The following is an 11488-nucleotide window of genomic DNA, read 5'->3' as shown; positions in this document are numbered from 1 at the left end:
CGAAACGTTTGCGCAAACGTTTCGATGGCTTGAATATAGTCCAAAATAAGGATAATTCTAGTCTCTAAGTAGAAAAGTGCGAGTTGGGTCTAAGATCTAACCAAATTTCTTTCATTTGAAATTGGCTGGTTATTTTTACGAAGAAAAATACTTATATCAAAAGTAATAGTGCCGATGAAAATCAGTCGAAAATAAATTATGCTTATAATGTTCAGATCCATTTATCACAACAAAATGGTTAAACTTTAAGCCGTCATGAGGTCATTGATAAATCACCGGTAAATAATAATGTAGTGATAATTTTAGGTCTATTCAGGTTTTAATATCGTATTTAAGAGCTCCTTCATGTTTTTATTCTTGATTATAAGGTAATTTAATCACTAATATTATTTATATCTAATAGAGTTCAAATATGCAAGATCGTTATCAAGTCGCGCTTTCCGCAGGTCTACTTGCCGCATTGTGGTGTGGTATCGCCGATACGTTTCATTTAGTCACTTGGATAGGTTTTTTAAGTTGCAGCACTTTCTTCGCGCAGCCGAAAGCTGGATTTAAAGGCGTCTTAATGACTTGGTTCACTAATCTATCTGGCGTGTTTTGGGCTTGGTTAGCGATTTCAGGCAGTGGTTGGGTCGATACCCCACTATTAGGCTATCTACTCACAGGTGTCGTCACCAGTATGATGTGCTTGCAAGCCAGTTACAGCAAACTGGCCTTTATCCCCGGTGCTTTTATTGGTTGCTGCATTACTTTCGCCATGGGCGGTGATGTTACAGCTATTATTCCACCATTACTGCTTGGTGGCCTACTCGGTTATAGTATGACGCTATTAACAGCCTTGTTTGTTAGTTTTAAAACGACGCCACAGCACGCTTAATCCCTGCAATTTAGTCCACGAATAATTCATACCCAAACCCGTAATGAGAGCTAGCTGATCACTAGCTCTTGGGCATCTCCTCAATCTAGAACTTATCCATATTATCCATCCATAAAATGCCATTATGATGAATGGTAAAGATTCATTATCAATACATTCAAGGTTGCCAAAGCTAAGTTCATTGCGCTAGGTGTAATAACACATGATGAAGAATACGCGCAGTAAATGGCGATCAGTTGTGGAAGTTAATTAGCGAGATAAATCGATGGTTAGCTATGAATATAATAGCGTGTAGAGCAAAACTGAATGGGTAAGTTTTTACAGAGTCGGCGCGGGAAAGAGAGTACTTGAAGGAAATTAGGAGTCACGCGAGACGTGACTCCACAAACTTATACTAAGATTAGGTTCTTAGAATTTGTAAGATGCAGCGAAGTAATGAGCGAAGCCTGAAGTGTCTAATCCACCAAATGCTACACCATCTTCAAGTGTATAAACATCGTTATACGCTTTTAGGCCGTAACCCACAGAGTAACGCTCTGAGTGCCAGTAGATACCATTAAACATAACACCACCACTGCTAACATGGTTTGCATCGGTATCAGCACCAAATTGGTAATCAACGTAACCCTGGTAAGAAATGAAGCTACCATTGTCAAAGTTAACAATCGGTTTGAACCAGTTCATAGAGAATTGGTAACCGTTCCAATCTTTAGCATTAGCATCGTATAAACCATAAACATTCATACCGACTTTACCTAACCAAGGCACCATCACATCAGAACCTAGACCGAAGAATGCATTGTTAACATCACCTTCAATAGCTTTACCAGTATCAGCATCAATACCAGAGATACCACCGCCACCCCAGTTAAATAGTGTAGCGATATATACTTCTTGTACCGGACCGAAAGATAAATCTTTACCTGTCATGCCATCAAGAGAGAAACGCGGAGCAAGTTTCATGAACATTTTGCTAGCGCCATCTTTTTTGTCTGAATCGCTAGAATCAGAACCTAAAAGATTAAATACATCGACATAACCATATAGATCAACAACCCCTGAACGGCCGCCAAATTCCATCTCTAAATAATCATGTTTCAGGTTATCTTCACTGCTTGGCTTTTCACCAATCGCATACATTAAGTTAAACTGTGACCATTGATAATCATTCTTGTGGATATCGTCAGAATAATCAGCCGCGAACGCATTGCAAGAGATAGCAGCAAGAGTTGTTGCAGCTAATGCTGCATTTTTAACATTTTTCATAGTTAATCCCATTTTATGGTGCACAGCTCTGTATGAGCCAGCGCTATTTTTATGCCGCGAGTGTATCGTGATTACAAAAAAGTTCAATGTTGATGAAAAAAATATGATAAAAAATATTAATAAATGTGATCCACAGCATTATCCACTAAATTTTGAACTATTAACCACTGTAAATACGAAAGCTATAAACATATTAAAAATATTTACATAACTTTAAACTCATGGTTAATTTATCCGCCTCTCTTTTTTCATCTGTATCTAAATTTCAACACCAACCACGCCAAAAGCTGACTCCAAGGTCAGTTTATTGCCAATTTCTATTTTTATTGAAATCATTTTTAATAATATTTACACACCAGATAAAAGACAAAACAAGCATTAAAAATAAAATACACGGCGCAGCATATTATGCTGGTAAATGTATTTAACCCATCATTAATTTACACTGTGAATTTCATGTAAAAAACAGCTGAAATGTTAACAACATCACAATTAAATAGAGGTTAGCAACGCTAATATCCTCATTAAATAAAATCAAAACTGACAAAAATAAGAGGCGCTTCATTATAAACATCTAATTATTGAGACATTGATCGCTGAAACTTCTATCACATAGGGCTAAATTACCTCCCCTTAGCATTGCAACCTTTACCTAACAAAATTAGCTAAAGTAATAGCTCTAATTCTTCTTTTGAGTATAAAATACAAAAAAGAGGGGGCAGTCGAAAATGCTGGTATTTATAGTTACTTTAACAAATGTGTTTTATCTGATGAGTCCTTAACTGGTAATGATTAGCTGTTACTCTCAGATTTAAAAACCTTATAACTTCATATCAATTTATTTAGGCGTTTAATTAATGAATTATAAAAATATCGCACTCACAGCACTTGCAGCCGCTATTGCGACAGGCTGCGCCACTCAACCAACAGAACAAGTAAATGCACATGAGTGGATCCAAGATAAAGAATACAATCTCACGATTCTGCACACCAATGATAACCACGGTAATTTCTGGCAAAACAAATACGGCGAACGCGGCATGGCAGCTCGTGCAACGTTAGTAAATAATATCCGCAATGAAGTTAACGCCGAAGGTGGCTCTGTATTACTCCTTTCTGGTGGTGATATTAATACCGGCGTACCTGAATCTGACTTGCAAGATGCTGAACCTGATTTCATCGGCATGAATATGATTGGGTACGATGCAATGGCAATCGGTAACCATGAATTCGATAACCCACTTGACGTATTAGCAAAACAAGAAGGCTGGGCTGAGTTTCCTTTTCTTGCTGCAAACATCTACAAAGATGGCGAACGTATGTTCGATGCCTACAAAATTTTCAATAAGTCTGGTATAAAAATAGCCGTTATAGGCCTCACCACAGAGGACACCGCTAACATCGGCAACCCTGAATATATCGGTGAAGTTGAATTTAAAGATCCAAAACAAGAAGCAAAAAAAGTCATTGCCGAGCTTAAAGCAACACATAATCCAGATGTAATTATCGCTGCAACACACATGGGTCATTACCTCAACGGTGACAATGGCTCAAATGCACCAGGTGATGTTCAGCTAGCGCGCTATTTAAATGAAGGCGACCTAGACATGATCGTCGGCGGTCACTCACAAGAACCCGTTTGTATGGAAGGCGATAATCAATACGCTAATTTCAAACCTGGGCAAGATTGTAAACCCGACCAGCAAAATGGTACTGATATCGTTCAAGCACATGAATGGGGCAAATACGTTGGCCGTGCAGATTACACCTTTATCAATGGCGAATTCACACTGCAATCTTACAACCTGATCCCTATTAACTTGAAGAAAAAAGTTAAAAATGCAGACGGCAAAAAAGTACGCGTACTTATCCAAGATGAAATAGCACAAGACCAAGTCGTGTTTGACACTTTAAAACCATTTCAAGATAAAGGCCAAGCCGCGCTAAACATCCAAATAGGTGAAAGTAATGGTCTACTTCAAGGTGAACGTAAAATCGTTCGTAATAATCAAACTAACCTAGGTCGTTTAATTGCAACTGCGCACATGCAACGTGCAAAAGCTGATTTTGCAATCATGAATTCAGGTGGCGTGAGAGCGTCAATCGAAGCAGGTAATATTTCTTATAAAGACGTATTAACTGTCCAACCGTTTGGCAATATCATCACTTATGTTGATATGACCGGCGCAGAAGTAATGGATTACCTCAATGTAGTGGGCACTAAGACCCGTGACTCAGGTGCTTATGCACAATTCGCAGGCATTTCAATGACAGTATCTGGCGATCATGTGACTAACGTGATGATTGCAGATAAGGCCATTGATCTTGCTGCGACTTATCGTTTCACAATCCCATCATTTAATGCCGCAGGTGGTGATGGTTATCCAAATATTACCGACCACCCTGCATTTGTAAATACTGGCTACGTGGACGCTGAAGCACTAAAAGACTACATACAAGCAAATTCACCGATTAATATCAATGACTTTGCACCAACAGGCAGAATAAAACACTTGTAATAAAAGTTTCATATAAGTGTAGTAAATTCATTCAAAATTAAGCCGCACAGGTATGTGCGGTTAACCTTACAGAGATAAAACACATGTTAAAGAAAACTGCTCTTGCAATAGCACTCTCTTCTTTATTTATAGGTACCGCAGCTCAAGCTGCAACTATCTATAAAAATGATAACGGCGACAGTCTAAAACTCTACGGTGAAGTAGGCGTTGGTGGTCATTTTGGCGCTGATTATGAATATGGTGAATTTAACGAAGACCAAAGCTACATTGATGATAGCTTTGCCACTTTAGGCATTAAGGGTAACTACCAAGAAGTTTACTACCGCCTTGAAGTAGATTATGAACGTGAGAACTGGAAATACGGTACTGGCGATATGGTTTTAGCCATTGATAAAGTATTCATCGGTTATAACATTACTGAAAATCATGCGATTGAAGTCGGTTTAACTGATACAGCATTTGATGATTACGATAAATATGGTGACTTCACATTCGATACAACAGTTGAAACGGGTGAAGCAGGCGATCAAGAAAAAACTATCAAGTACCAGGGCCAGTTTAAAAGTATCAAAATGGGGGCGTCTTACTCATACGAAGCTGAGTCATCATCTGGTTCGAAATTAGGCGATGTCGTAAACGGCTATGTCGGTTATTTCGGCGACACTCTCTCTGCAGTATTTGGCGTTGAACAACGCGCAGGTTCTGCAGGCGTCTCAAAATATGGCGAGCAAATCCTGTTTGGCTTTGGCGCTCGTTATAACGTCAACGACAAACTTGCTTTCGGTGTAAATGCATATCTTGAAGATGAGGACGTTTCTCCAACGGCTCCAACTTACGTTCAAAGTCCAGATGGTACGACGACTGAAACGACTGTATATAATGACTATGAAACTCAGAGAAATAAAGGGGCCTTGGTATCAGCCCGCTACAAATTTTCCGCGAAATGGGAAGTAACAGGTTCTTATAACTTCGAAGAATACGAAAAATGGGCAATCAAAAATGCTGAACACGGCGCGACACCATACTCTTGGGGCGACGAACGCGTTTGGGGCACTATTGGTGTGAACTTCCGCCCGTCTAACTCAGTCATTTTTGCTATTGAAGGTAACGTCGGCGAAGCAGCACAAGATGCTTACGCTTACGGCCGTGTTTATTTCTAGTATTCCCATCATTTCGATGTAGGGACCAGTTAACGAATTTTAAGGTAAATTATGAAAAAGAAATTATTAGCCCTCGCCATTGGTGGCGTATTATCAGCAGGTGTTCAAGCTGGTATGAATGATATTATCATTACTGAATATATAGAAAGTACTAGCTATGACAGTAACGCGATTGAATTAACCAATACAGGCACAAGCGACTATACGTTTACAGATGAAGACACGCTTGAATATAGCTCATATTCTAATCAAGTTCTTAATCCAGATGGCAAAAATATCTTCACAGGACAATCAATCGCCGCTGGCGAAACGCTTGTTATCTATGATGGAAAAATGGACGCGGCTAAAATAGCGCAAATTAAAGGAGCAAAAGTCGCCGCGACTAGCTTTAAGTTACTTCCCGATCACCAATATAACCACTTAGGCTTCAGCGGTGATGATCAAGTATTGTTGAAGCGTGGAATTAATGTCGTCGATGTTATTGGTGTTAATGGTAGTAAGTGGGGTGAAAATAAATCGTTTATACGCCGCACAACTTCAGACGGTTTAACTCCAAGTGGCGATACAATCAGATATATAGAAGAAAATTGGCAAGAAACTGCTGCTAATACTTACTCTGATTTAGGAACCGCAACATATGGTAGTAATGCTGTAGAACCAGCTGCGCCAGAAATATTCAAAATGACGGCTGAAGACGAAGGTTCTTTTCAAGCAGCGCTTGCACGCTATGCAGCGCTAGGAAGCGAAGTCATCATTAATGCTGACTTGAATGATGATGAAGCTGGTGATCAGGGCTTAGTTATAACACGTAGCTTTGGGTTTAACGTCAACGGTTACACTAATAACATGAGTGCTTCTTACAAGCGTGCCAATGTTCAGCCAAACCAAGAGTTTGTTGCTGGAACCTCATTTGCTGGAAAACAACAATTAGATAACGTCAGTAACACTCTCATCATTGACAGCGTCTTCCCTGCTGAAGATGGCACCATCGCTTATTACCCAACATTCCATACAGATGCAGCCAATAACGCGATTCGTATTAATGATAAAATCAAAACGATACAAGGCATTATTGTAGAGAGTGAATTCGGCTATAAATTGCTTGTGACAAAAGAAGTGGATAGTTCCAACTTCGACCGAACTGAGCGACCTGCAAAACCAACGCTTAGTACAACGGTAGAAGATGGACATTTTGCAATTAAAATTGCCACTCAAAATGTATTGAATTTATTTAACTCTCCATTTGGTGGAGCAGATAACTTGCATGGCGGAAGTCGTGGTGCCAATACAGAATCAGAATATCAACATCAAAAAGCCAAACTAGTAGAAGCTGTATATGGCTTAAATGCTGATATCGTTGGCTTGATGGAAATAGAAAACAATGGTTTCTCAGATACCGGCACAATTGCTGAATTTGTAGAAGCAATTAATGCTAAATATTATAACCCTAGACCTGAAGATAAGAATGATCCTGAATCGTCAATTAATAAGTATGCATTTATTGGCTTCGATTCGAATGGTGATAGCGTATTGGATGAACTCGATTCAATTGGTTCTGATGTTATCACGTCAGGTATTATCTATCGCCCATCAAAAGTAAGTATTAAAAGTACTAAAATCATTCCAATGCCACAACAACATGCGCCAGTGACTCGTGACTATAATGGTAATGCAGTGGTAGATCAAAAAGGCATGCTATTAGAAAATGGTGATAATTACCAACGGGATACAGTAACAGCAACGTTCGTTATAAACCAAACTGGTAAAAGGGTAACTGTTGCAGTTAATCATTTTAAATCTAAAGGTTCAACATGCCACGAGGATTGGGAAGGTGTTGATTTCGGCGCAGATCAATTTAATGACAAAGGCCAGTATACAAATGCTCAAGGGAATGATGATGCACCAGATTTAGATTTTCAGGGTCAATGTGAAAATTTCCGTGTAGCTGCAGCGGTTCAACTCGGTACCGAATTAGAAAAGATAGGTGGTGATCGTGTTGTAATTGGCGATATGAATTCATACGCAAAAGAAGATCCTATTTTAGTTCTAACAGAGAACACAACGAAGAAAGTGATCAAAACTGCGCGTGACACCTTCATCGGTAAGACCCCTCAGTTTAGTAACTCAGGTGACCCTGTCATCGTAGAGAACACGTATGGTTACATTAGTGCTGTAGGTAAAAAAGATGAGGAACGTGGCGACGTAAGTTGGAGCTATGCATACGATGATTCAATTGGCTCTCTTGATCATATCTTAATTACCCCTTCATTAGAGTCTCGCCTTATTGATGCTACAGATTGGCATATTAATGCTGCAGAATCAGTTTATTACGATTACAGCACATACCGCTCAGATGAAACAAAAGGTCTAGTGTATTCAAAAGGTCCAAATGGTTCTGTTAACTTTGTTGTAGACGATTCATATCGTTCATCTGATCATGATCCTGCAATCATGTCTTTGTCATATAAATATGGTGAAGTCAGCGATGGTCAGCCTGTCCATCTAGTAATTGAGAATGGAATTGCCAGCATCCCTTACGTGATGACAAAACCTACCTTGGTAAAAACCGGGGATATTGCAGAAATATCATTATCATCTGAAGTTGATATGAGTGAGGTTTCACTTCCTAATGCCGTAATAACGCAAGATGGTCAATCTGTCGTTGCTATTGAAGTATATGGAATGAAGGCGGGAGCTTACAACGCAACAATGACATTAGTACGTGATGGTAAATTGATGCCAGAGTTGACTCAATCAATGGCGATTGAAGTGGGGAAAACTGATTCATTAACACCCAAAGTTACCGTAACTGAAAACGATGGAACGGGTGGTTCATTCGGTATTTTTGGTATTTTATCACTGTTAGGTTTAGGTTTCTTACGTCGTACTAAAGCGTAATAAATGGCCCTCTAATTTAACGACAGACAAGCAATCACTTATTACTAAAATCTAGGATATCAATATCCTGTTATTTAATGTGATTGCTATTCGTTGATCGTTAAAAAACCTCTTGAACTAAAATGTATAGGTAATTAAACATGAATAACAAAACTAAAATAGCCATATTGCTATTATCACTTACCTCGTTGACCGCGTGTGATAGCAGTGATGATAACAAAACAATTAGTAGTGATACGTCTGTCGGCGTGGAAAAACCGGTCGGTGTCGATGTCGCCGTTAATGGTAGCTTTGAAGAGTATAATAGTGATGGCACACCTACAGGCTGGCCTACTATTGATTCAGGCATAACAGTAGCAGAAGATAATACCACGGTTAAAACTGGTTTAAGTTCTGGTGCGGTGACCATGGTTTGGGACAAGAAAGATCTACGTCAAAGCGTCGACGTAGTCAATGGTAAAACATATACACTCTCCATGTCGATTTATCATACCGACGGAGGTGTCAAAACTCGACTTTATTTAGCTGACTATACAAGCGTTTATTCAAACCCTAGCCTAGTAAATCAATGGCAAGAAATTAGCTACGAATACAAACCAACTGAAGATAAAAATATTGAAATTGGAGCTCGCTTTTACGATGCAAAAAATGGTGCATTCGATGGGTCTGAAGTTATTTATATTGATAACCTAGTATTATTAGAAACTGGTGAAGCTAAAGAGCCTGACGCACTTCTACCACCGCCAGCTATTGGTCAAGATCCTGAAGCGTTAAAAGCGTATTATCAAAGTACTGAAGGCAAAACTGGTTTTGAATTAAAAACGGCGCTGTACGATATAATTAAAGGCCACACTACCAAAACATATAATAATTTGTGGACTTTCATGTCAACTTATTCATTAGATACTTATTATGAAAATGATAATACTATCTTAGATATGTACACTGAAAACCCATCTGCATCAGATAACTTTAATTTCATTCCGGTGCTTAAACAATGTGGTAATTATTCAGCGGAAGGCGACTGTTATAACCGTGAACATTCAATGCCACAAAGCTGGTTTATAAAAGCTTCTCCAATGGTATCTGATGTTCATCATATCTTTGCAACTGATGGTACAGTAAATGGTAAACGCAGTAACTTCCCATATGGTGAAGTTGAGGTAGCTACTTATACGTCATCAAACGGCAGTAAATTAGGCTCACCAACAGCAGAGCTCATTACCTTAGGTTTTACGGGCGATACAGTATTTGAACCGATCGATGAATTTAAAGGTGATTTTGCAAGAGCCTACTTTTACATGGCAACTCGCTATGAAAAAACGATTGGCTCATGGGAAACAAACTCAGACAATGCTAATGCAGTATTAGATGGTAGTAGTGATAAAGTATTTGAACCTTGGGTAATTGCGATGCTGAAACGCTGGAATGAAAATGATCCAGTAAGCCCGAAAGAGCAATATCGTAATGATGCGGCCTTCCAGTATCAAGGCAACCGCAATCCTTTCATTGATCATCCTGAATATGTAAACGAAATCTGGGCCGATTAATAACTTACAGCTTTAAAATCAGTTAACAAAAAAGGCTAATAAACATTGTTTATTAGCCTTTTTACTACCTAGCCTTTATTCCATCAGAATAGGAGAATTACAACTTAAGCCACCAGCAAACAAGCGACAGCGTGTTCTTCATTACCGGTTAACGTCGGCTTAGTCTCGGCGCAACTTGCTTTCGCCACCGGACAACGGGTACGAAATACACAGCCTGATGGCGGATTGAGTGGCGAAGGTAAGTCACCTTCTAGCATTTCAATCTTTTTATTACGCTCAAGTATCGGGTCAGGGATCGGCACTGCAGACATCAAGGCTTTGGTGTATGGATGTTTAGGCTCGGCGAACAAGGCTTTTGACTCACCCAGCTCCACGGCATTACCCAGATACATGACCAATACGCGATCCGAGATATGCTTCACAATCGATAAATCATGGGCAATAAAGATCAGACTTAAACCCAGTTCTTTTTGCAGCGATTGTAATAAGTTCACGACTTGCGCTTGAATAGATACGTCCAATGCCGATACCGGTTCATCACAAATAATCATCTTCGGTTTTAGAATAAGTGCACGGGCAATACCAATGCGCTGGCATTGGCCACCAGAGAACTCATGCGGGTAACGATTGATCACGTTAGGTAATAAACCAACCTTAGTCATCATATCCTTCACCTGCGCTTTCACTTCTACTTTCGTCAGTCGAGGGAAAAAAGTCCGTAATGGCTCGGCAATGATATCTCCCACTGTCATACGCGGGTTTAGCGATGCGAGCGGGTCTTGGAAAATCATTTGAATTTCTTTGCGTTTTTCACGCATTTCATCGCGCGGTAAACGCGTCAGATCTTGCCCTAACCAAACCACATTCCCAGCAGCGGCTGGCACTAAGCCAATAAGCGCACGGGCAAAGGTTGATTTACCACAACCTGACTCCCCTACTACACCCAGCGTTTCGCCTTCATATAATTTGATACTCACGCCATCAACCGCTTTAAGTGGTTTTGGCGGCGCCCAAGGCCATAACGACTTTGACGGAATATCAAACTGTACTTTAAGGTTATTAACTTCCAACAATAGTTCTTTGTGTAGCGCTCGTAGCGCAACTTGATCTTGCTTTGTGGCTACTTTTTGCTTTTCAATAACAGTCATTACCATGTCTCCTGGTCTGAGAAGCAGGCTCGTAAACGGTCGCCAGCAAACGGGATTAATTGTGGTTGTT

Annotated in this window: 7 protein-coding genes; 5 read left to right on the top strand and 2 right to left on the bottom strand. The window is 39.7% G+C overall.

Annotated elements, in window-relative coordinates; all coding sequences use genetic code 11:
- Positions 1-412: 412 nt before the first annotated feature.
- Complete coding sequence (locus tag QNK26_RS01440; protein WP_319220477.1) at positions 413-877, top strand: DUF1097 domain-containing protein; 465 nt, start codon at positions 413-415, stop codon at positions 875-877.
- 408 nt (positions 878-1285) lie between these two features.
- Here QNK26_RS01440 and QNK26_RS01435 read toward each other — a convergent pair whose 3' ends face one another.
- Complete coding sequence (locus QNK26_RS01435) at positions 1286-2143, bottom strand: outer membrane protein OmpK (protein WP_319220476.1); 858 nt, start codon at positions 2141-2143, stop codon at positions 1286-1288.
- A gap of 857 nt (positions 2144-3000) precedes the next feature.
- Here QNK26_RS01435 and ushA point away from each other — a divergent pair.
- The 4 genes from ushA (at position 3001) to QNK26_RS01415 (ending at position 10270) form a co-directional block, all read left to right on the top strand.
- A complete protein-coding gene (ushA, locus tag QNK26_RS01430) occupies positions 3001-4662 on the top strand; it encodes a bifunctional UDP-sugar hydrolase/5'-nucleotidase UshA (protein ID WP_319220475.1) in 1662 nt (553 codons plus the stop codon).
- An 83-nt stretch (positions 4663-4745) separates the two neighbouring features.
- Positions 4746-5822 (top strand): porin, encoded by a 1077-nt coding sequence (locus QNK26_RS01425; RefSeq protein ID WP_319220474.1) that lies wholly within the window; start codon positions 4746-4748, stop codon positions 5820-5822.
- A 51-nt stretch (positions 5823-5873) separates the two neighbouring features.
- Positions 5874-8720 carry an ExeM/NucH family extracellular endonuclease gene (locus QNK26_RS01420; RefSeq protein WP_319220473.1) on the top strand — a complete coding sequence of 949 codons (2847 nt, stop codon included), beginning with the start codon at positions 5874-5876 and terminating at the stop codon, positions 8718-8720.
- Between the two features lie 140 nt (positions 8721-8860).
- Entirely contained in the window at positions 8861-10270 is a 1410-nt protein-coding gene (locus tag QNK26_RS01415; protein ID WP_319220472.1) for an endonuclease, read from the top strand.
- A gap of 104 nt (positions 10271-10374) precedes the next feature.
- Here QNK26_RS01415 and oppF read toward each other — a convergent pair whose 3' ends face one another.
- On the bottom strand, positions 10375-11424 hold the full coding sequence (gene oppF / locus QNK26_RS01410) for a murein tripeptide/oligopeptide ABC transporter ATP binding protein OppF (RefSeq protein ID WP_413816340.1): 1050 nt from the start codon (positions 11422-11424) through the stop codon (positions 10375-10377).
- Between the last annotated feature and the right edge of the window lie 64 nt (positions 11425-11488).

Source organism: Moritella sp., assembly GCF_033791185.1.
GTDB lineage: Bacteria > Pseudomonadota > Gammaproteobacteria > Enterobacterales > Moritellaceae > Moritella.
Note: the sequence above shows the minus strand (reverse complement) of the source record. Positions and strands in the feature narration are given on the sequence as shown.